Origin of the sequence: Nitrospirillum karajorum, from assembly GCF_036348415.1 — a bacterium.
Taxonomy (GTDB): Bacteria; Pseudomonadota; Alphaproteobacteria; order Azospirillales; family Azospirillaceae; genus Nitrospirillum; species Nitrospirillum amazonense_B.
Genome location: NZ_JAZBQB010000001.1, coordinates 297462 through 318194, shown reverse-complemented (window position 1 = coordinate 318194; position 20733 = coordinate 297462). Strand labels below are relative to the sequence as shown.

Here is a 20733-nt window from a genome sequence, read left to right as displayed (position 1 = left end):
ACGGGGGATGGGGAAAAATGTCGCGGGGGTCCCCATATCGCGGTGAACGCCCTCACGCCAGACATCCATCTCCGAAGGAAGGGTCATGCCCCGTCAGGCCAGCCTTTTTCCCGACATGCCGCCGGCCGCGCCGCCCGGATTTCGTTACGCACCCGATCTCATCGACGCGGGGGAGGAGGAAGGGCTGGTCGCCAGCATCGCGGATTTGCCGTTCGCGCCCTTCGATTTCCATGGCCATCAGGCCAACCGCCGGGTCGTTTCCTTCGGCTATCGCTACGACTATGCCCGGCGGGCGGTGGCGCCGGCCCCGGACATACCGGCCTTCCTTTTGGATCTGCGGGCGCGGGTGGCGGCCTTCGCCGGCCTGCCGCCAGAAGACTGCCGCCAGGTGCTGATCAATGAATACGCCCCTGGCGCCGGCATCGGCTGGCATCGGGACAAGCCGCAGTTCGGCGTGGTGGCGGGGGTATCCTTGCTATCCCCCGCCACGCTGCGCTTCCGTCGGCGGGAAGGCCCGGAGGACGCTCCGGCTTGGCGCCACGCCGCGGTACCCCTGGCACCCCGGTCGGTCTATCTGCTGACGGGGGAGGCGCGTGCCCTATGGGAACACAGCATCAACGAGGGGGAAGCGCTGCGCTATTCGGTGACGTTCCGCACCCTGGCGTATCAGGTTTGACGGGAAAGACAGCGCCTTTGGAGCTGAGTACCCAACCGGCGGGGCATCTGGCGCCACGCCCCTAGTCAGGGGCCCGGCGGCCCACCCAGCTCATCCAGTTTCCGCTTGAGCGCGCGCGACCGGCGACGGTGCAAAGCCACATATGCGGCCGACCAGAGCATGATAAGTCCGATGAGGGGCAGATAGAGCCCCAGGTGGTGGTCGCCACTTTTTACCCAGTACCCCCAGGCGATGGTGGCCACGCCCATCAGGGAGGGCAGCGCGACCGCGACGGCGGAAGGCATGGCTATACGTCGCCGAGCAATCATATGCCGGTAATAATCGGTAACCGCCTGGCATGTCGCGGACGGGGAGGGAAGATCGCCAGGCCAAGTGTCAGATGCAAACCATACAATCATGATAGCCCCGAGGACGCTGAACACTTCGCCAATCCGGATTATCGGATCAGTCTCGTTCCATGCTTGCCATCCAAACAAACCGGCCAACGCCATGCCAAGGCCCGCCCCTACGATTATTCTGGTGCGGAGCTTGCGACGATACGTGCTGGCCAGGGATCGAATGTCAGTAACGGACATTGGCTTCATCTCCTGTGGTTGGTCTTTCCAGATTTTCTTGAGAAAATCATCGGGTGGGCCGGCCGTCATGGCGTGACTCCCTGCTGGAACATCTTTGCAAGAACTGTCTTGAGGCGATGTATTTTCGTCGCCACCGCGCCCGGCGACATCCCCACAACCTGGCTTATCGCCGCTGCGTCGAGATCTTCCAGGTAGAGGAGCGCGATCTGCCGGTCTGGTTCCGCCAACCGCCGGATCAAGGCCATGAGCCGATCCAGCGAACGACGTTCATGGACGCTTGCCTCCACATCGTCAGGGGCTGTGATTTCGCCAGCCTCTTCAAGGGTTAAGGTGCCGGCGCGTCTCTGGCGCCGGCGCTTGATCGCGTATGACGAAGCGACATTGTGTGCGACGCGAAAGACCCATGTGCTTGGTGAGCAACGACCATCGTAACGGGCCAGGCTTTGCCAAAGCGCGACGTGCATGTCCTGGATGAGGTCGGGCCTCAAATCCGGCTGCAGCTCATAGGCGCCGGCTATCCGCTCGATGGCCGCGCTGAAAGCGCTGGATAGCGCCGTGTAGCGCTCATCTTGATTGAGACCTTCGAGCTTCATTCGCTCATCTTTCGATAAACGCGACTGCAATGATTAGTCTTCCAGCGCCCGGAAATCTTACAAGCAGGGCCGGATTTTTCTGAGCGGCGGTGGTTGGCGTCATGATGTCGGGGCAGCAATTGCGCCAGGCGGACTCGGCCGGGGTGGTCAGTGGGCCGGTACGCCAGATGTTCCGGACCGGGGGTGGGCAAAATTGTCGCGGGGCCGCGCCCCGAACCGTCCCGGCGGCCATGGCGGCGAAAAACGACAAAACACCGCACGGCAGGGCAATCCACTGCTGCGCCGGCCCCATAGTGTGATGGCGAAACCGCGTCAGGCGCGGTGTTTCGTCTTGGCTCCGGAGCCCACCGCATGCGGGCTGCCGAGCCTGAGCTCGTGTTGGGGGAAGGATGCCGTCCATCACCATGTCGCCGCCGCTTCGCCGCCTCTATCCCCTGATCCTGGCGCTGGCCCTGTCCGGGTGTGGCGACAAGCACCCGCCGGCGGCCGCCGCCGCTCCGCCCGCGGTGACGGTGGCCCAGCCGCTGCCCCGCAAGATCGTGGACTGGGATGAGTTTACCGGCCGCTTCGAGGCGGTGCAGACGGTGGAACTGCGCGCCCGCGTTTCCGGCTATCTGGAACAGATCAAGTTCCGCGACGGCCAACTGGTGCAAAAGGGCGACCTGCTGTTCGTCATCGACCCGCGCCCCTTCCAGGCCACGCTGGACAAGGCCAACGCCGATCTGCAGCGGGAAAAGACCCGTCAGGCCCTGGCGGTTTCAGAGCTGAAACGGGCGGCCCAGCTGTTGGCCGCCCGTGCCATCAGCCAGGAAGAGTACGACACCCGCGCCCAGGCCGAACAGGAAAGCCAGGCGGCGGTGGCATCGGCGGCGGCGGCGGCGCGGTCGGCGGCGCTGGATCTGGAGTTCACCCAGATCCGGTCCCCCATCTCGGGCCGCATCGGCGACCGCAAGATCGACATCGGCAACCTGGTCAGCGGCGGGTCGGCGCAATCCACCCTGCTGGCCACCATCGTGACGCGGGACCCGATCTATTTCGTCTTTGACGGCAGCGAGGCGGATTACCTGCGTTACAATCGCCTGGCCCTGGAAGGTGTGCGCGCATCCTCGCGCGACAAGGCCAACCCCGTCTTCGTCCGGTTGATGGATGAGACCACCTGGACCCGCAAGGGCGAGATGGATTTCGTCGACAATCGGCTGGACCCCAGTTCCGGCACCATCCGTGGGCGCGCCGTCATCCCCAACAAGGACGATTTCCTGCAGCCGGGCACCTTCGGCCGGCTGCGCCTGCTGGGTTCCGGCGAGTACGACGCCCTGTTGGTTCCGGATGAGGCCATCGCCTCCGACCAGTCGCACAAGATCGTCATGACGGTGGGCGAGGATGGAACGGTGACGCCCAAGCCCGTGGTGCTGGGCAACCTGGCCTATGGCCTGCGCGTCGTCAAATCCGGGCTGGCGCCGACCGACCGCATCATCATCAGCGGCCTGACGCGGGCACGGCCCGGCGCCAAGGTCACGCCCCAGCCCGGGACCATCACCCCCGCGGCCGAGCAGTAAGGGCCGGCATCATGAAGTTCTCCCATTTCTTCATCGACCGGCCCATTTTCGCCTGCGTGATCTCCATCCTCATCACGCTGGTCGGCGGCCTGGCCTATTTCGCCCTGCCGGTGGCCCAATATCCCGAGGTGGCGCCCCCCACCGTGGTGGTGACGGCCACATATCCCGGCGCCTCGGCCGAGACGGTGGCCAACACCGTGGCCGCCCCGTTGGAACAGGAGATCAACGGCGTCGACGACATGCTGTACATGGTCTCCCAGAACACGGGTGACGGCGGCCTGTCACTGACCATCACCTTCAAGCTGGGCACCGACATCGACAAGGCGCAGGTGCTGGTGCAGAACCGGGTGTCGGTGGCGCAGCCGCACCTGCCGGACGAAGTGAACCGCCTGGGCGTCACCACGCGCAAGAACTCCCCCAACCTGATGATGGTCATCCACCTGTATTCCCCGGATGACAGCCTGGATCAGCTCTATATCTCCAACTACGCCACCTTGCAGGTGCGCGACCCGCTGGCCCGCCTGGATGGCGTGGGTGATGCCCGCATCCGTGGCGCCGGCGATTATTCCATGCGCATCTGGCTGGATCCGGAGAAGGTGCAGGCGCGCGGCCTGACCACGGCCGAGGTGGTGCAGGCGTTGCAGGGCAACAACGTGCAGGTGGCCTCGGGCCAGCTGAACCATCCGCCGGTGCCCAAGCCCGCCGCCTTCGAGGTGCAGGTGCAGACCCTGGGCCGGCTGACCGACCCCGGCCAGTTCGCCGACATCGTCATCAAGTCCGACGCCCAAGGCCGCGTCACCCGCGTACGCGACGTCGGTTGGGTGGAGCTGGGCGCCCAGGACTACAACACCTATTCCTATGTCGACGGCAAGCGCGCCGCCGCCATCCTGATTTACCAGCGCCCGGGTTCCAACGCCCTGAAGACCGCCGCGGCCGTGCTGTCGTCCATGGAGACGATGAGCCACGACATGCCCAAGGGCCTGGCCTACAAGGTCGTCTACAACCCCACCCAATACATCGCGGAATCGGTGAACGAGGTTTACCACACCATCTTCGAGGCGATGGTGCTGGTGGTCATCGTCGTCATCGTCTTCCTGCAGTCCTGGCGGGCGGCGCTGATCCCCATCGTCGCCATCCCCATTTCGCTGATCGGCACCTTCGCCGTCATGGCGGCCGTGGGCTTTTCCCTCAACAACCTGTCGCTGTTCGGCCTGGTCCTGGCCATCGGCATCGTCGTCGACGACGCCATCGTGGTGGTGGAGAATGTCGAGCGCAACCTGGCCCAGGGCCTGTCGCCCCGGGAGGCCGCCCACAAGACCATGGATGAGGTGGGCGAGGCGCTGATCGCCATCGCCCTGGTGCTGACGGCGGTGTTCCTGCCCACGGCCTTCCTCACCGGCATCTCCGGCCAGTTCTATCGCCAGTTCGGCGTCACCATCGCCGCTGCCACGCTCATTTCCATGCTGGTGTCGCAGACGCTGAGCCCGGCCCTGGCGGCCCTGCTGCTGAAGCCGCACGACACCCAGCACGACGCCCAGCACGACAAGGCGCAGGGTGCTGCGGCCAAGCGCGGCTTTCATCCGATCGCCCGCTTTTTTGCTGGCTTCAACCGGGGCTTCGACTGGCTGTCGGACCGGTACGGCCGCTTGACGGGCCATCTGGTGCGGCTGGCCACGGTGGTGCTGGTGGTCTATGCCGGCCTGATCGTGCTGGGCGGCGGCCTCATTTCCCGCACCCCCACCGGTTTCATCCCGTCACAGGACCAGGGTTATTTCATCACCGTCATCCAATTGCCGCCGGGATCCTCCCTCAGCCGCACGGACGCCGTCCTGCGCCGTGCCCAGACCCTGCTGGCGGCCCGTCCGGGCGTGGCGCATACGGTTGGTTTCGCCGGCTTCGATGGTGCCACCTACACCAACGCCCCCAACGCCGGCGCCGTGTTCGTCGTCACCAAGCCCTTCGCCGAGCGCGTCAAGGAGGGGCTGACCACCCAGGGGATCTTCAGCGATCTGCAGAAGACCTTGCAGCAGATCGACGGCGCCCTGACACTGCTGATCCCGCCGCCCACCGTGCCGGGCATCGGCTCCTCCGGCGGGTTCAAGCTGTATATCGAGGACAGGCGCGGCCGTGGCTTGCAGGCGCTGGCCGACGCCACGCAGGAGATGATGCTGGCCGCCAACAAGACGCCGGGCCTGGCCAACGTCTTCAGCCTGTACAACACCCGCACGCCCCAGGTTTACGCCGACATCGACCGGGTCAAGGCCGACATGCTGGGCGTGCCGCCGTCGCGCATCTTCGATACGTTGAACGTCTATCTCGGCTCCGCCTTCGTCAACGACTTCAACCTGCTGGGCCGCACCTACCGGGTGACGGCGCAGGCCGATGGCGCCGGCCGTACCAGCGTGCGCGACATCGCCTACCTGCGCACCCGGTCCGACAATGGCGGGCTGGTGCCCTTGGGCTCCGTCGCCACCTTCCGGGACGTGACCGGGCCCTATCGCGTGCCGCGCTACAACCTTTATCCGGCGGCGGAGCTGCAGGGATCGCCGGCACCCGGCTATTCCACCGGCCAGGCCATCGCCGCCATTGGCGAGCTGGCGCGCGAGCATCTGCCCGACGGCTTCTCCTACGAATGGACCGAGCTGACCTATCAGCAGATCATCGCCGGCGACACGGCGCCCATCGCCTTCGGTTTGGCCGTGGTGTTCGTTTATCTGCTGCTGGCGGCGCAATACGAAAGCTGGATGCTGCCGCTGTCGGTCATCCTCATCGTGCCCATGTGCCTGCTCACCGCCCTTTCCGGTGTGAACCTGCGCGGCATGGACAACAACATCCTGACCCAGATCGGCTTGGTGGTGCTGGTGGGGCTGGCGGCCAAGAACGCCATCCTGATCGTGGAGTTCGCCAAGCAGGATGAGGAACAGGGGCTGGACCGCTTCCAGGCCGCCATCCGCGCCGCCCGCACCCGCCTGCGGCCCATCCTCATGACCTCCTTCGCCTTCATCCTGGGCGTGGTGCCCCTGGTGATCGCGTCCGGTGCCGGGTCGGAGATGCGGCAGGCCCTAGGAACGGCCGTGTTCTTCGGCATGCTGGGCGTCACCTTCTTCGGCCTGTTGTTCACGCCGGTATTCTACGTCGTCTGCCGCTGGCTGGCGCAGTGGGGCCAGCGACGCTTCGGCAAACGGCGGGACACGCCGCCGGCCGGTTCACACGGCCCGCACACGGCCTGACGGGGAGGGGGATCGGTCCATGCGTATTCCAGGTGCCCTACTGACCCTGACGGTCGTCCTGTTGCCCCTGTCGGGCTGCGTGACCGTAGGGCCGGATTACCACACGCCCGCCACACCGGCTGCCGCCGGGGCGCCCTTCACCCGGGCCGTTCACGCCATGGACGGGGACGCCAACCTGCTGAAGGCGGAGGAACCGCTGGAGGATTGGTGGCGCCAGCTGGGCGACCCGGTGTTGGACCAACTGGTGGCTGACGCCGTCAAGGCCAACCTGGACCTGAAGGCGGCTGACGCCGCGGTCCGCGCCGCGCGCGCGGAAGCCGAGGCCGTGGGCGCCCGCAACCTGCCGTCGGTGGGCGCCAGCGCCAGCTACAGCCGCGCCCGTGCGGCCGCGGCCACGCAACAGGGCCTGCCCGACGCGCAGCTGCCCGACAGCAACGTCACCACCGCGGGCGGCACCCTGTCCTGGGAAATCGACCTGTTCGGCCAGGTGCGCCGCGCCATCGAGGCGGCGGAGGCCGACACCGCGCGGGCGGAGGCGCTGCGCCATCAGGTGCTGACTGTCATCATCGCCGACGTGGCCAGCACCTATGTCGATCTGCGCGGCGCGCAACTGCGCCTGTCCGTGGCGCTGCGCAACGCGGAAAACCAGCGCGGCACCTTCGACCTGACCCATACCTTGAGCGATGCCGGCCGGGGGACGGACCTGGATATCGCCCGCGCCCAGGCGCAGCTGGAAACCACGCTGGCCTCCATCCCGCCGCTCCGCGCCACGGTGGCGGCGGATGAGCACATTCTGGCCACCCTGACGGGGCGGGAGCCTGGGGCGCTGGCGGCCCTGCTGGACGCGCCGGCCCCGCTGCCCGACCTGCCCGACAGTGTGGCCGTGGGCACGCCGGCCACGCTGCTGGGCCGCCGGGCCGATGTGGCGGCGGCGGAGCGGGCCCTGGCGGCGGCCACGGCCCGCATCGGCGTCGCCACCGCCGACCTCTATCCCAAGATCTCGCTCACCGGGTCGGTGGGGGTGCAGGCCCTGCAGCCGGGGGACTTGGCCGCGCGGGGCGCCTTCACCTATGGCATCGGGCCCAGCATCAGCGTACCGCTGTTCGACGCCGCCCTCTATGCCCGTATCCGCGAGGCCAACGCCAACACCGACCAGGCCCTGGCCAATTTCCAGAAGGCGGTGCTGACCGCCTGGCAGGAGGCGGAGACGGCGCTGGTCCGCTATGCCCAGGAACGGGCACGCCGCGCCGCGCTGGACACCGCCGCCACGGCCAGCACCCGGGCGGCCAGCCTGGCGGCAACCCGCTACCGCTATGGCGCCGACAACTTCCTGACCGTGCTGGACGCCCAGCGCACCCAGCTGGCGGCGGAGGACCAACTGGCCCAAAGCCGTATCCAGGTGGCGCAGGATCTCGTGGCGACATACCGCGCCCTGGGCGGCGGCTGGACGGTTGCCGGTGAGGTGCCGTCCGCAGCCACGGCCGCCGCGCGTTAAGGGGGAACGGCGCCGGTCCCGCGCCGTCTTTCCAGCGTCAGCAGATAGTCCTTGGCCTCCAGCCCGCCGGCGAAGCCGGTGAGGGCGCCATTGAGCCCCACCACGCGATGGCAGGGTGCGATGATGGACAGCGGGTTGCGTCCGTTGGCGGCCCCCACCGCCCGCACGGCCGCCGGCTTGCCGATCTGACGGGCGATGTCGGTGTAGCTACGCACCGCGCCATAGGGGATGGTCAGCAGCGCCTGCCACACCTGCCGCTGGAACGCGGTGCCGGTGAAAGAGAGCGGCACGGTGAAGACGGTGAGATCGCCCGCGAAATAGGCCAGCAACTGCCGCTCCGCCTCCCGCAGGACGGGGTGGTCGGGTTGGTGCGCCAGGGTACCTAGGCGGACCCGGCCGGGCCGGTCATCCTGCCACAGGACCGCCGCCAAGCCTTCGTCCCCGGCCACCAGCGTCAGGCGGCCGACGGGCGAGGGCAGGGTCTTGAACGCGAACGGCGTGGCGGTGGCCATGATGACAGTTCCTTCGGCGGAGGCGCAGGGTGGCGGCGGTCCGCCGCCCGCGCAAGGGCCTTCATTCAGGCATCATAACAGTTATCGCTATGTTCAATCGAATATAGCGGTTAGCGGGGCGACGTGTATCGGCCCATATCCGGGATATACTTTTGGTTTGGTAATACAGTTTGCGCATGACGCAACCAATTTTCTGAATTTAGTTAATGAGAATGGTTATCAACTGCCTGGTGTTCATTCGCTCCCGTATAAATTCGCCGGCAATAACTTGACGGTGGGCGCCGCCGTCTTATGATGCCGTATTCGTCTGCCGGCGTCTGCTTGCCCTCGGGGCGGGTCTTGGCGTTCCGGCAGGGCCGATTTTTCACGGGAGCGTGTGAGACATGGATCTCAGTCGTCGCGGCTTTATCAAGCTGTCCGGCGCGGGACTTGCGGCTTCCAGCCTGGGCGCGTTGGGCTTCGGCCTCGCGGGTTCGGCGCTGGCGGCCTCTGTCCGGCCGTTCAGGCTGACCGCCGCCACCGAAACCCGCAACACCTGCACCTACTGCTCGGTGGCTTGCGGTATTCTTATCTACAGCCAGGGCGATCGCGCGAAGAACGTGAAGTCCTCGGTCATCCATATCGAGGGTGATCCGGACCATCCGGTGAACCGCGGCACGCTGTGCCCCAAGGGCGCCGGCCTTCTGGACATCGTGCGCGCGCCGGGCCGCCTGACGGTTCCGAAATACCGGCCCGCCGGGGCGAGCGAGTGGAAGGAAGTCTCCTGGGACTTTGCCCTGGACCGCATCGCCACGCTGATGAAGCAGGACCGCGACGCCAACTTCGTGGAGAAGAACGCGGCGGGTGACACGGTCAACCGGTGGCTGTCCACCGGCATGCTGGCGGCCTCCGCCTCGTCCAGCGAGACGGCCTACGCCACGTGGAAGGTCGCCCGCTCGCTGGGCATGTTGGCGTTCGACAACCAGGCGCGTGTCTGACACGGACCGACGGTGGCCAGTTTGGCCCCAACATTCGGTCGCGGTGCGATGACCAACACCTGGCAGGACATTAAGAACGCCAATGTCGTGCTGGTGATGGGCGGCAATGCCGCCGAGGCGCATCCTTGCGGTTTCAAATGGGTGATCGAGGCCAAGATCGAGAACAAGGCCAAGCTGGTCGTTGTCGATCCCCGCTTCACCCGCACGGCCTCCGTGGCCGACGTTTACGCCCCCATCCGGCCGGGCACCGATATCGCTTTCCTCAGCGGCGTCATGCGCTATCTGCTGGAGAACGATGCGATCCAGCACGCCTATGTGAAGGCCTACACCAATGCCAGCCTGATCGTTAAGGAAGGCTTCGGCTTCGAGGATGGGCTGTTCACCGGCTATAACGAGGAAAAGCGCAGCTACGACAAGTCCAGCTGGGATTACGAGCTGGATGAGCAGGGCTACGCCAAGTCCGATGACACCTGGCAGCACCCGCGCTGCGTCATCAACCTGCTGAAGCAGCATGTCGCCCGGTACACGCCCGAGCTGGTGTCCCGCATCTGCGGCACGCCCCAGGACAAGTACCTGGAGATCTGCAAGATCTTCGCCAGCACGGCGGCGCCGGACAAGGCGCTGACCAGCCTGTTCGCGCTGGGGTGGACGCAGCATTCCGTGGGGGCGCAGAACATCCGCGCCATGGCCATGGTGCAACTGCTGCTGGGCAACATCGGCGTCGCCGGTGGCGGCATGAACGCGCTGCGCGGTCATTCCAACATCCAGGGCCTGACCGACGTCGGCCTGATGTCCAACCTGCTGCCAGGCTACATGACCATTCCGAAGGATTCGGACGTCACCCTGGACAAGTATCTGGAGACCAAGCAGTTCAAGCCGCTGCGGCCGGGGCAGACCAGCTACTGGCAGAACTACCGCAAGTTCTTCGTCAGCTTCCAGAAGGCCCTGTACGGCGATGCCGCCAAGGCTGAGAACAACTGGGCCTACGACTGGCTGCCCAAGCTGGACGTGGACGGCTACGACGTGTTGCGCGCGTTCGAGCGCATGGATAACGGGCAGATGAATGGCTACATCTGCCAGGGCTTCAACCCCATGCAGGCCTTCCCCGATCGGGGCAAGATCCGCCGCAGCCTGTCCAAGCTGAAGTATCTGGTGGTCATCGACCCGCTGGATACGGAGACGGCCAACTTCTGGCAGGACTACGGTCCGCAGAACCCGTCCAAGCCGGCCGAGATCCAGACAGAGGTGTTCCAGCTGCCCACCACCTGCTTCGCGGAGGAGGAGGGCTCGCTCGTCAACTCCGCGCGCTGGCTGCAATGGCACTGGAAGGCGGCGGACGCGCCGGGCGAGGCCAAGCCCGACCTGTGGATCATGGCCGGGCTGTACCACCGCCTGAAGTCCCTATACGCCAAGGACGGTGGCGCCTTCCCCGATCCCATCCTGAACCTCAGCTGGTCCTATGCCGACCCGGCGGAGCCGCAACCGGCCGAGCTGGCGCGGGAGATGAACGGCCGCGCCCTGGTCGACATCAAGGACGACACGGGGGCGGTGGTGCTGAAGGCGGGACAGCAGCTGGACGGCTTCGCCCAGTTGCGAGACGACGGCACCACCATGTCCGGCTGCTGGATTTTCGCCGGCAGCTGGACGGAGAAGGGCAACCAGATGGCCCGGCGCGACGCGTCGGACCCGCGCGACGCCGGCATCGCCCCCAACTGGGCGTGGGCCTGGCCCGCCAACCGCCGCATCCTGTACAACCGCGCCAGCGCCGACCTGGACGGCAAGGCGTGGAACCCGCACAAGCCCGTCATCCAGTGGAACGGGTCCAAGTGGGTGGGCTTCGACGTGCCGGACTACGGCCCGACCGTGAAACCGCAGGACGGGGTCGGCCCCTTCATCATGAACCAGGAAGGGCAGGGGCGCCTGTTCGCCCGGGGCCTGATGGTCGAGGGTCCGTTCCCTGAGCATTACGAGCCGTTCGAAAGCCCGGCGGAGAACGTGCTTCACCCCAAGGTGAAGAGCAACCCGGCCGCCCGCGTCTTCCCCAACGACCGCAAGGCCATGGGCACGGCGCAGGACTTCCCCTATGTCGGCACCACCTACCGCCTGACCGAGCACTTCCACTATTGGACCAAGCACGCCCTGATCAACGCCATCCTCCAGCCGGAGGAGTTCGTTGAGATCGGTGAGGCCCTGGCCAAGGAGAAGGGCATCGAGCAGGGCGGCTGGGTCAAGGTGTCGTCCAAGCGCGGCCAGGTGATCTGCAAGGCCTTCGTGACCAAGCGCATCAAGCCGCTGATGGTGGATGGCAAGCCGACGCACGTCATCGGCTGCCCCATCCACTGGGGCTTCACCGGCGTGGCCCGCAAGGGCTATGGCGCCAACACCCTGACGCCGTTCGTGGGCGACGCCAACACCAACACGCCGGAGTTCAAGGCCTTCCTGCTCAACATCGAGAAGACCAGCGCGCCGCCCGCGGTGGACGTGGCCCAAGGGCCGCGTGACGCCCAGGGCGTGCCGAAGTCTCTCACCAAGGTGGGGAGCCTGTGATGGCCGACCTGCAATCCCAGGACTATATCCGCCGGTCGGCCACCAACCTGACGCCGCCCTCGGTGCGCCACCATGAGCTTGAGGTGGCCAAGCTGATCGACGTCAGCCGCTGCATCGGCTGCAAGGCCTGCCAGTCCGCCTGCATGGAATGGAACAACCTGCGGCCGGAGATGGAGGAGTTCCACGGCGCCTACGAGAACCCGCACGACCTCAACCCCGGCACCTGGACCCTGATGCGGTTCGCCGAGTACGAGGACGAGCAGGGGAACCTGGAGTGGCTGATCCGCAAGGACGGCTGCATGCACTGTGAGGATCCGGGCTGCCTCAAGGCCTGCCCGGCCCCCGGCGCCATCGTCCAGTACGCCAACGGCATCGTCGACTTCATCAGCGAGAACTGCATCGGCTGCGGTTATTGCGTGAAGGGCTGCCCCTTCAACATCCCGCGCATCAGCGCCCAGGACCACAAGTCGTACAAGTGCACCTTGTGTTCCGACCGCGTGGGCGTGGGGCTGGAGCCGGCCTGCGTGAAGACCTGCCCCACCGGCGCCATCATGTTCGGCTCGAAAGACGACATGAAGGACTGGGCGGGCGAGCGCATCGCCGAACTGAAGGAGCGCGGCTTCCAGAACGCGGGCCTATACGACCCGCCGGAGGTGGGCGGCACGCACGTCATGTACGTGCTGCATCACGCCGACAAGCCCTCGCTCTATTCCGGCCTGCCGGACAAGCCGCATATCAGCGCGCTGGTGGGGGCGTGGAAGGGCTTCCTGAAGCCCTTGGCCCTGGCCGGCCTGGCCTTCGCCGCCGTCAGCACCTTCGTCCACTCCATCGTCTCCGGTCCCAACGAGACGACGGCGGAGGATGAGGAGGCCGCGCGCCGGGAGATGTCAGGCCCCGAGATGTCAGGCAAGGGGGATTCAGAAGGGAAGGGCAAGTCATGAGCTATCCCAAGGGGACGCTGGTCCGCAACTCCACGGCCACCCGCCTGAACCACTGGATCACCGGCATCTGCTTCGTGCTGCTGACCCTGTCGGGCCTGGCCATGTTCCACCCGGTCTTCTTCTGGCTGTCGAACCTGTTCGGCAGCGGGCAGTGGATGCGGGCGGTGCATCCCTGGCTGGGGGTGACCCTGATGGTCAGCTTCATCGGCCTGTTCGTGCAGTTCTGGCGGGACAACCTGTGGAACCGCGACGACACCGCGTGGGCCAGGAAGCTGGACCGCGTCATGGCCAATGACGAGGAGCATGTGCCGCCCGTCGGCCGGTTCAACGCCGGCCAGAAGGTGGTGTTCTGGGGCATGGCCCTGATCATCCCGGTGCTGTTCGTCACCGGCATCCTGATCTGGGAGGTCTATTTCGGCGCCGCCACCTCCATCGAGACGCAGCGCGTGGCCGTACTGATCCACAGCATGGGCGCCATCGGCGCCATCCTGATCTGGATCACGCATGTCTACGCGGCGATCTGGGTGAAGGGGTCCATGCGGGCCATGCTGCATGGCTGGGTGACGCCCGGCTGGGCCCACCGGCACCACCGCAAGTGGTTCCGCAGCCTGGTCGCCAGCGGCTCGCCGGGGCCGACGCCCACCAGCACGGCTAAATTCCGCGAGCACTGAGCGGCATCTGGGCCTATCTATCAGGGGCGCGGGTCCTGCCGGGGCCCGCGCCCCATTTCTTTCATACGATGCGGGGGCGGCAAGGCGCCGCCCCGGGAGAGACCGGTCATGAGACAGGGTGAGGTGGCGCCCAAGGCGCCGTGGATGGGCAACCCACAGGGCGGGGTGACGGCCCCGGCCCCGGTGATCCTGCCGGACCCCACCACCCGGTTCGCCCGCACCTCCGGGCGGCTGGGGGTGCTGGCCGTGGACCACCCCATGGCCCAATGGCTGGATTTCCTGTGTGAGCTGTCGCAGGCCCAGCAGGAGGCCGCCGACATGATCGACCTGCCGGCGGTGGACGCGGAGGATGTGGCCAAGGCCAATGGCGCCGGCATGCCGCCGCTGGCCGCCGACGGCCATGACCGCGACGTCGCCTGGCGGGAGGCGCTGACCCTGATCCTGCGCTATTTCGACCGCCTGCCGGAGGTGCCGGACCTGGTGGCCGCCGTCATCGACAGCCTGAACGACGTGGATGGCGAGACGCTGGAACATCTGGCCGACGATTTCCTGCACGGCGCGGTCAATCCCGATGACGCCGGCCGCGCCGTCTTCATCGCCGCGGCCCTGCAGGTCTATTTCACCAAGCTGGCTGGTAGCCTGGAGGAAAGCCAGGCACCCCTGTTGCCCGAGCGCGGCCTGTGCCCCTGCTGCGGCTCAACCCCGGTGGCGGGCGTCATCACCGCCTCGGGCGCCACGCCCGGCGTGCGCTATCTCTATTGCTCCCTCTGCTCCACCGCCTGGAACCATGTGCGGGCGGTGTGCATCACCTGTGGCCAGTCGGCCCAGCTGTCGCTGAAAAGCGTGGAGGGGGAGAATGGCGCCGTGCAGGTGGAAACCTGCGACGACTGCCACACCTACGCGAAGATGCTGTACCTGGCCAAGGACCCCAAGCTGGACCCCTACGCCGACGATCTGGCCAGCCTGGGCCTGGACCTGATGGTGGCCGAGGTCGGCTGGCTGCGACACGCGCCCAACCCACTGTTGCTGGCGTAGGGAGAGCGGCCCCGGTCCTCATGGCACCGGGGCCGTCCGCAGTCGAGCGGGTGGTGACGGCTAGAACAGCGCCACCGCCAGATAGCCGCCGACGATGCCCAGCAGCACCACGCCGGCGATGACCGCCGCCAGCGCCTTGGGCGGGAAGGAGCGGTGCAGCATGGCGATGGACGGCAGGCTGACGGGCGGCAGGGTCATCAGCAGGGCGCCGGCGGGGCCCACGCCCATGCCCAGCGACAGCATGGCCTGGATGATGGGAACCTCCCCCGCGGTGGGGATGACGAACAGGGTGCCGGCGATGGCGAAGGCGGCGATCCAGATGAAGCTGTTGCCGACCTCCGGCCCGATGGTGGGGAACAGCCAGGCGCGGGCCGCCCCCAGGACCAGCACGATGACGATGTATTCCGGGATCAGGCGCACCGCCATGCGGCCCAGAATCTTCAGCCAGCGCACGAAGGGGTTCTGCGCCTCCGCCTCCGCCTGAAGGGCGTGCAGGGCGGCCTGCTGGTCGGCGATGGGGCTGAAGCGGTTCACCAGGGCGCCCATGCCCAGCACCATGACCAGGCCCAGCGCCAGGCGCAGCCCCGTCCACTGCCAGCCCAGGACGAAGCCGATGAACACCAGGGTGGCGGGGTTCAGCACGGTGTTGCCCAGCCAGAAGGCCATGGCGGCGCCGGGGGCGGCCTGCTGCCGGCGCAGGCCCATGACCACCGGGGCGGCGCAGCAGGTGCACATCATGCCGGGCAGGGACAGCAGGCCGCCGGCCAGGACACTGCCGAAGCCGGTGCGGCCCAGCGCCCGCGCCACCCAGTTGACCGGCAGCAGCGCCTGGATGGCGGAGCCCAGCAGCAGGCCCAGCACCATGGCCTGCCAGATGGCCTTGCCATAGGCCAGGGCATAGCCCACGGCCGCGTCCCAGGATGGGGCCGGGGCGGCGGCGTCGCTGCCCATCAGGATGGACTTGCCGATGGCATGGTTGGCCGCGGCGACGAAGGCGCGGGCGTAATAGGGCGACCACTTCACATAGAACAGGCCGGCGACGGCGATCAGCACGACGATGGCGGGGCCGATCATCGGATGAATCTGGGGCGGGTTGATCTTGGGGGCTTTTTGTACTGACATCATGATCCGGTGGGCAGGGGGCTGGGTCGCGCGGCGCCCGGCCTGGGGCGTCGCGCGGGGTCGGGCCCGGCCGGGCCACGGGTTCCGCATCGGGCGCCGCTGATCGCCGGTTGCAGGCGATAGGCGTCCTCGATCGGAACAAAACCCGTCTTAACGCCGCTTGCAAATATTGGCAATGTCCTTATCTGCATGCGGTGGCCGATCCTGCCATCCCTACAAAAGACGGCGCATCCATACAAGTAAAGGCGATAGAAATGTCCAATGACCCGATACGTTTGACCGATCTCGCCCATGGCGGCGGCTGCGGCTGCAAGCTGGCGCCGGCGGTGCTGCAGCAGCTGCTGGCGGGTCAGGCGCAGACGGCGGCCTACGCCAACCTGCTGGTGGGCACGGAAACGGGGGACGACGCCGCCGTCTGGCAACTGGACGACCGCCACTGCATCATCGCCACCACCGACTTCTTCATGCCGGTGGTGGACGACCCGCGCGACTTCGGCCGCATCGCCGCCACCAACGCGCTGTCCGACGTCTACGCCATGGGCGGCCGCCCCCTGTTCGCGTTGGCCATCCTGGGCATGCCCCTGGGCAAGCTGGCGCCCGAGGTGGTGCGGGAGATCCTGGCCGGCGGCGCCGCCGTCTGCGCCGAGGCCGGCATTCCCGTGGCCGGCGGCCATTCCATCGATTCAGGTGAGCCCATCTACGGCCTGGCCGTCATCGGCGTGGCCCCGCCCCAGGCCATCCGCCGCAACGCCACCGCGCGCCCCGGCGACGCCCTGATCCTGACCAAGGGCCTGGGCGTGGGCGTCTATTCCGCCGCCTTCAAGAAGCAGCATCTGGACGCGGCCGGCTATGCCGAGATGATCGCCAGCACCACCCTGCTGAACAGCGTCGGCGCCACCCTGGCGCAAGATCCCGACGTGCACGCCATCACCGACGTCACCGGCTTCGGCCTCCTGGGCCACGGGCTGGAGATGGCGCGGGGTGCCGGCGTGACGCTGTCGGTGGACTGGGACCGTCTGCCCTTCCTGTCCCAGGCGGCCCAACTGGCCCAGGCCGGCTTCATCACCGGCGCCTCCAACCGCAACTGGGCCAGCTATGGCGAGGAAACCCGCCTGCCCGCCGACCTGGCCCCGTGGCAGCGCGCCCTGCTGACCGACCCGCAGACCTCCGGCGGCCTGCTGGTGGCCGTGGCGCTGGAGCGGGCGGAGGCGATCTGCCGGCAGGTTGTGGAGGCGGGCTATCCGATGGCGCGTGTCATCGGCCGCGTGACGGAGGGGGAACCGGTGGTGCGGGTGGGGTGAGCCCCGGCAGCGACCGAAAATTGGCGGAAGGGAATGGGAGTTGAACCCACCCGGGACAGTCTCGCTGCCCCACCCGGATTTGAAGTCCGGACGCCCCACCAGGGGCGATTCCCTTCCGTCTAAACCGCTGAACTCACAAAACCACAGGCGGGCCGAACAAGTCCAGCCGGTGCGGATTGATGCGGCGCAGGTCACCCCGGCGCAGGGTGACGCCGTGGCGGTCGAAGAAGTCCAGGATTTGGATGGCGACCTTGCGCCCGTTGTCCATGCGGTCGCGGAAGGGGGCCACGACGAAGGTGCCGCCGGGGGCCTGCGCCGCCACGTCCACGGCGATGGCCACCATCTCCCGCACCGTGTCGCGCAGGAAGAAATGGTCGTGCGCCACCTGGTCGGCCCAGCCCATGCGGCCGGCCAGCTTCAGGATGCGGCGCACCTCCGTCTCCTCCCGCCCGGTTTCGGTGGCGATGTCGCGCACGCGCGGCGGGCGGAAACGCACCTCGCCGCCCAGCAGGGGCGCCATCTCCGCCCAGGCCGCCTCATCCGCCGGCGCCAGGCGCACGGTGTGGCCGCTGAGCCGGATGAAGGAGCCGTCCAGCGCCACCAGCCCCTGCGCCACCGCGCGTTGCACCGCCACGGCGAAGACGGCGGCGGGCAGGCGGGGCTGGACCGCCAGGCGCAGCTTCTCCCGTCCCATGCCCTGAAGGTCCGGATTCTCCGCGTGATAGGCGGCCAGCGTTTCCGACAGGTGCGCCAGGAAGGTGGCCCACTGCTCCGCCGACAGGGCGGTGCGCGCCTCCCCCTGCTCCAGCACCACCAGGCCCAGCTCGGCGGCCAGTGCCTCGGCGGCATCGCCGGGCAGGGCGTGGTCACGGACGAAGGCCGTCAGGTCCACGGTATGGGGCGGGATGGCCAGCAGGGCGCCCAGGGCGGCCCTGGCATCGGGCAGGGCCAGGGCGATGCGCTGGGCCACGCGTTCCGCCGTGCGGCGGCGGCGGGGCGGGGGGCGCAGGTCGATGAAACGGCCGCCGCCCAGGGTGTGCTGGGCGGAAACGTCGCGGATGACGTAGCGGTCGCCCACCGCCGCCGCGATGGGCCGCTCCAGCACCAGTTGAACCTGCGTCGCCTCGCCGCCCGCCAGCGTGTCCTCCGACAGCAGGACGACGCGGGCGCCCACCTCCGCCGCCGCATGGTGTAGCCGCACCGGGAACCATTGCGGCAGCGGCTTGGCCCCCGCCTCCCGCGGCAGCAGGCGCAGGCTGGCGTCGATGCGGTCGGTGGGGGCGTGCAGGGCCGGGGCCAGCACCATATCGCCCCGGTGCAGCGCGTCCTTCACGATGTCCGGCCCGGCCAGGTTCAGGGCGCAACGGTCGCCGGCCCGGCCCTCCTCGGCAACCGTGTTCTGGGCATGCAGAGAGCGGACGCGCGCCGTGAGGCCGGAGGGGCTGACCGTCACGGTGTCGCCCACCCGCACGCGGCCGGACAGCACCGTGCCGGTGACCACCACGCCCACGCCGGTGAGGGTGAAGGCGCGGTCGATGGCCAGGCGGAAGGCGCCGGTTTCGGCCGTGCTTTTGGCCACCGCCTGGGCGCGCGCCTCATGTTCCAGCCGGGCCCGCAAGTCCGCGACGCCGGTGCCGTCGAGGGCGGAGACGGGCAGGATGTCGGCACTGTCCAGGCTGGTGCCCCCCAGGGCCGCCCGGATTTCCGCCGTCACCGCCGCCAGCCGATCGGGCGTGGCGAGATCCGCCTTGGTCAAGGCCACCAGGCCGTGGCGGATGCCCAGCAGGTCGATGATGGCCAGATGCTCGCGCGTCTGCGGCATGACGCCATCGTCGGCCGCCACCACCAGCAGGGCGTAGTCGATGCCGCCGGCCCCCGCCACCATGGTATGGACGAAACGCTCATGCCCCGGCACGTCGACAAAGCCCAGCGTCGGGCCGTCGGCCAAGGGCAGGTAGGCGAAGCCCAGGTCGATGGTGATGCCCCGGGCCTTCTCCTCCTTCAGGCGGTCGCCGTCCACGCCCGTCAGGGTGCGGACCAGCGCGGTCTTGCCATGGTCGATATGGCCGGCGGTGCCGATGATCATGGCCGGGGCAGCTCCGCCAGCGTGGCCACGAACGCGGCCTCGTCGCGCAGGCAGCGCAGGTCCAGCACCAGGCACCCGTCCTCGATGCGGCCGATGATGGGGCGGGACAGGGCGCGGAAGGTGGCGGCCAGTTGGGTCAGGGCGCCGCCGCCCGCGCGCACGGCCAGGCCGGCGCTGGGCAGGGTGTCCAGGGGCAGGGCGCCGGACCCGATCTGGCTGGCGCAGTCATAGACCTCGACCGTGTAGCCGTCACCAAGGGCCTGCGCCAGGATGGGCGCCAGGCACTGCGCCTGCGCCTCGATCTCCGCCCTGGGGCGGGACAGCAGGGCCAGGGTGGGCAGGCGCTGGGCCAGGCGGTCGGGGTCGCGGTACAGCTTCAGCGTCGCCTCGATGGCTGCCAGCCGCACCTTGTCCACGCGCAGGGCCCGCTTCATCGGGTTGCGGTTGACGGCGGCCACCAGGTCCCGGCGGCCGACGATGAAGCCGGCCTGGGGCCCGCCCAGCAGCTTGTCGCCGGAGAAGGTGACCAGGTCCGCCCCCTCCGCCACCGCCTCGCGCACCGTCGGCTCCCGCTTCAGGCCGTGGGTGGAGAGGTCCACCAGGGTGCCGGAGCCCAGGTCGTTCAGCAGGGGCACCCCGGCGCCGTGGGCGATCTCCGCCAGCTCGGGCGCCAGCACCTCTTTGGTGAAGCCCTGGATGCGGTAATTGCTGGTGTGGACCTTCAGGATCACGCCCGTCTCGGCCGTCAGCGCGCCCTTGTAGTCCTTGGCGTGGGTACGGTTGGTGGTGCCGACCTCCACCAGCCGGGCGCCGGCCTGGGCCATGATGTCGGGCATGCGGAAGGCGCCGCCGATCTCGATCAGCTCCCCGCGCGAAACGATGGCGTCACGGCCCTTGGCCAGGGTGTTCAGCGCCAGCAGCACGGCGGCGGCGTTGTTGTTGACCACGGTGGCGTCCTCCGCCCCCGTCAGCTCGCACACCAGGGCGCGGACATGGTCGTCACGCTCCCCCCGCTTGCCGCTGTCGAGGTCGAATTCCAGCGCCACCGGGGCACCCATGGCGGCCAGGGCCGCCTCCATCGCCTCGGGCGCCAGCAGGGCGCGCCCCAGGTTGGTGTGCAACACCGTACCCGTCAGGTTGAACAGGGGCCGCAGGTTCGACCGGCTGGCGTCCTCCAGCCGGGTCAGTGCCAGGGCCGCCACCGCCTCGGCATCCGGGACCGTGTCTCCGCCGGCCAGCAGGGCGACACGCGCCTCGGTCAGCACGGCGCGGATGGCGTCGGTCGTCGCCGCACGACCGTGGCGGTCCAGCGGCGCGGACGCGGCGGGGGTGGCAAGGACGGCGCTGATGGAGGGTAGGTCGCGGAGACGCACGGGACGGGGCGCTTTCGTTGGGGACGAACCCCTTGTGGCCCCC

16 protein-coding genes and 1 tRNA gene are annotated in these 20733 nt (G+C 68.2%); 10 read left to right on the top strand and 7 right to left on the bottom strand.

The window, feature by feature from the left end:
• Positions 1 to 85: 85 nt before the first annotated feature.
• Positions 86 to 676, top strand: a complete 591-nt coding sequence (locus UCD39_RS01425) for an alpha-ketoglutarate-dependent dioxygenase AlkB (RefSeq protein ID WP_330494360.1) — start codon at positions 86 to 88, stop codon at positions 674 to 676.
• Between the two features lie 65 nt (positions 677 to 741).
• Here UCD39_RS01425 and UCD39_RS01420 read toward each other — a convergent pair whose 3' ends face one another.
• Positions 742 to 1320 (bottom strand): hypothetical protein, encoded by a 579-nt coding sequence (locus tag UCD39_RS01420; protein WP_330494359.1) that lies wholly within the window; start codon positions 1318 to 1320, stop codon positions 742 to 744.
• Entirely contained in the window at positions 1317 to 1844 is a 528-nt protein-coding gene (locus UCD39_RS01415; RefSeq protein WP_330494358.1) for an RNA polymerase sigma factor, read from the bottom strand. The genes UCD39_RS01420 and UCD39_RS01415 overlap by 4 nt, the downstream gene beginning before the upstream one ends.
• Before the next feature lie 404 nt (positions 1845 to 2248).
• On the opposite strand from UCD39_RS01415, the gene UCD39_RS01410 reads away from it, so the two are divergent.
• From UCD39_RS01410 to UCD39_RS01400, 3 genes are read left to right on the top strand one after another with little or no spacing between them, the layout of a single operon-like run.
• The gene (locus UCD39_RS01410) at positions 2249 to 3400 is read left to right on the top strand and encodes an efflux RND transporter periplasmic adaptor subunit (protein WP_330494357.1); all 1152 of its coding nucleotides are present in this window, start codon (positions 2249 to 2251) and stop codon (positions 3398 to 3400) included.
• Positions 3401 to 3411: 11 nt separating this feature from the next.
• The gene (locus UCD39_RS01405; RefSeq protein WP_330494356.1) at positions 3412 to 6630 is read left to right on the top strand and encodes an efflux RND transporter permease subunit; all 3219 of its coding nucleotides are present in this window, start codon (positions 3412 to 3414) and stop codon (positions 6628 to 6630) included.
• A gap of 19 nt (positions 6631 to 6649) precedes the next feature.
• On the top strand, positions 6650 to 8125 hold the full coding sequence (locus UCD39_RS01400; RefSeq protein WP_330494355.1) for an efflux transporter outer membrane subunit: 1476 nt from the start codon (positions 6650 to 6652) through the stop codon (positions 8123 to 8125).
• On the opposite strand, the gene UCD39_RS01395 is transcribed toward UCD39_RS01400, so the two are convergent.
• Entirely contained in the window at positions 8122 to 8637 is a 516-nt protein-coding gene (locus tag UCD39_RS01395; RefSeq protein ID WP_330494354.1) for a methylated-DNA--[protein]-cysteine S-methyltransferase, read from the bottom strand. The two genes, UCD39_RS01400 and UCD39_RS01395, sit on opposite strands and share 4 nt — an antisense overlap.
• A gap of 383 nt (positions 8638 to 9020) precedes the next feature.
• Between UCD39_RS01395 and UCD39_RS28720 the strand changes: the two genes are divergently transcribed.
• From UCD39_RS28720 to fdhE, 5 genes are all read left to right on the top strand, one after another.
• A complete protein-coding gene (locus UCD39_RS28720; RefSeq protein WP_503629718.1) occupies positions 9021 to 9614 on the top strand; it encodes a hypothetical protein in 594 nt (197 codons plus the stop codon).
• A gap of 12 nt (positions 9615 to 9626) precedes the next feature.
• Positions 9627 to 12161, top strand: a complete 2535-nt coding sequence (gene fdnG, locus UCD39_RS01390) for a formate dehydrogenase-N subunit alpha (protein WP_503629717.1) — start codon at positions 9627 to 9629, stop codon at positions 12159 to 12161.
• On the top strand, positions 12161 to 13102 hold the full coding sequence (fdxH, locus tag UCD39_RS01385) for a formate dehydrogenase subunit beta (protein WP_330494353.1): 942 nt from the start codon (positions 12161 to 12163) through the stop codon (positions 13100 to 13102). The genes fdnG and fdxH overlap by 1 nt, the downstream gene beginning before the upstream one ends.
• A complete protein-coding gene (locus tag UCD39_RS01380; RefSeq protein WP_330494352.1) occupies positions 13099 to 13773 on the top strand; it encodes a formate dehydrogenase subunit gamma in 675 nt (224 codons plus the stop codon). The genes fdxH and UCD39_RS01380 overlap by 4 nt, the downstream gene beginning before the upstream one ends.
• Before the next feature lie 108 nt (positions 13774 to 13881).
• Positions 13882 to 14808, top strand: coding sequence for a formate dehydrogenase accessory protein FdhE (fdhE, locus tag UCD39_RS01375; RefSeq protein WP_330494351.1), 927 nt, complete (start codon positions 13882 to 13884; stop codon positions 14806 to 14808).
• 60 nt (positions 14809 to 14868) lie between these two features.
• Here fdhE and UCD39_RS01370 read toward each other — a convergent pair whose 3' ends face one another.
• Entirely contained in the window at positions 14869 to 15882 is a 1014-nt protein-coding gene (locus UCD39_RS01370) for a permease (RefSeq protein WP_330494350.1), read from the bottom strand.
• A 302-nt stretch (positions 15883 to 16184) separates the two neighbouring features.
• Here UCD39_RS01370 and selD point away from each other — a divergent pair, with 302 nt between their 5' ends.
• Positions 16185 to 17231, top strand: a complete 1047-nt coding sequence (selD, locus tag UCD39_RS01365) for a selenide, water dikinase SelD (RefSeq protein ID WP_330494349.1) — start codon at positions 16185 to 16187, stop codon at positions 17229 to 17231.
• Between the two features lie 21 nt (positions 17232 to 17252).
• On the opposite strand, the gene UCD39_RS01360 is transcribed toward selD, so the two are convergent.
• From UCD39_RS01360 to selA, 3 genes are all read right to left on the bottom strand, one after another.
• A tRNA-Sec gene (locus tag UCD39_RS01360) sits at positions 17253 to 17348 on the bottom strand.
• A 16-nt stretch (positions 17349 to 17364) separates the two neighbouring features.
• Entirely contained in the window at positions 17365 to 19317 is a 1953-nt protein-coding gene (gene selB, locus UCD39_RS01355; protein ID WP_330494348.1) for a selenocysteine-specific translation elongation factor, read from the bottom strand.
• The gene (gene selA / locus UCD39_RS01350) at positions 19314 to 20690 is read right to left on the bottom strand and encodes an L-seryl-tRNA(Sec) selenium transferase (protein ID WP_330494347.1); all 1377 of its coding nucleotides are present in this window, start codon (positions 20688 to 20690) and stop codon (positions 19314 to 19316) included. The genes selB and selA overlap by 4 nt, the downstream gene beginning before the upstream one ends.
• Positions 20691 to 20733 lie beyond the last annotated feature (43 nt).

Excerpts from the sequence above, each read along its gene's own strand:
- UCD39_RS01425 (WP_330494360.1), top strand. The coding sequence starts at position 86 with ATGCCCCGTCAGGCCAGCCTTTTTCCCGACATGCCGCCGGCCGCGCCG.
- UCD39_RS01420 (WP_330494359.1), bottom strand. The coding sequence starts at position 1,320 with ATGACGGCCGGCCCACCCGATGATTTTCTCAAGAAAATCTGGAAAGAC.
- UCD39_RS01415 (WP_330494358.1), bottom strand. The coding sequence starts at position 1,844 with ATGAAGCTCGAAGGTCTCAATCAAGATGAGCGCTACACGGCGCTATCC.
- UCD39_RS01410 (WP_330494357.1), top strand. The coding sequence starts at position 2,249 with ATGTCGCCGCCGCTTCGCCGCCTCTATCCCCTGATCCTGGCGCTGGCC.
- UCD39_RS01405 (WP_330494356.1), top strand. The coding sequence starts at position 3,412 with ATGAAGTTCTCCCATTTCTTCATCGACCGGCCCATTTTCGCCTGCGTG.
- UCD39_RS01400 (WP_330494355.1), top strand. The coding sequence starts at position 6,650 with ATGCGTATTCCAGGTGCCCTACTGACCCTGACGGTCGTCCTGTTGCCC.
- UCD39_RS01395 (WP_330494354.1), bottom strand. The coding sequence starts at position 8,637 with ATGGCCACCGCCACGCCGTTCGCGTTCAAGACCCTGCCCTCGCCCGTC.
- UCD39_RS28720 (WP_503629718.1), top strand. The coding sequence starts at position 9,021 with ATGGATCTCAGTCGTCGCGGCTTTATCAAGCTGTCCGGCGCGGGACTT.
- fdxH (WP_330494353.1), top strand. The coding sequence starts at position 12,161 with ATGGCCGACCTGCAATCCCAGGACTATATCCGCCGGTCGGCCACCAAC.
- UCD39_RS01380 (WP_330494352.1), top strand. The coding sequence starts at position 13,099 with ATGAGCTATCCCAAGGGGACGCTGGTCCGCAACTCCACGGCCACCCGC.
- fdhE (WP_330494351.1), top strand. The coding sequence starts at position 13,882 with ATGAGACAGGGTGAGGTGGCGCCCAAGGCGCCGTGGATGGGCAACCCA.
- UCD39_RS01370 (WP_330494350.1), bottom strand. The coding sequence starts at position 15,882 with ATGATCGGCCCCGCCATCGTCGTGCTGATCGCCGTCGCCGGCCTGTTC.
- selD (WP_330494349.1), top strand. The coding sequence starts at position 16,185 with ATGTCCAATGACCCGATACGTTTGACCGATCTCGCCCATGGCGGCGGC.
- selB (WP_330494348.1), bottom strand. The coding sequence starts at position 19,317 with ATGATCATCGGCACCGCCGGCCATATCGACCATGGCAAGACCGCGCTG.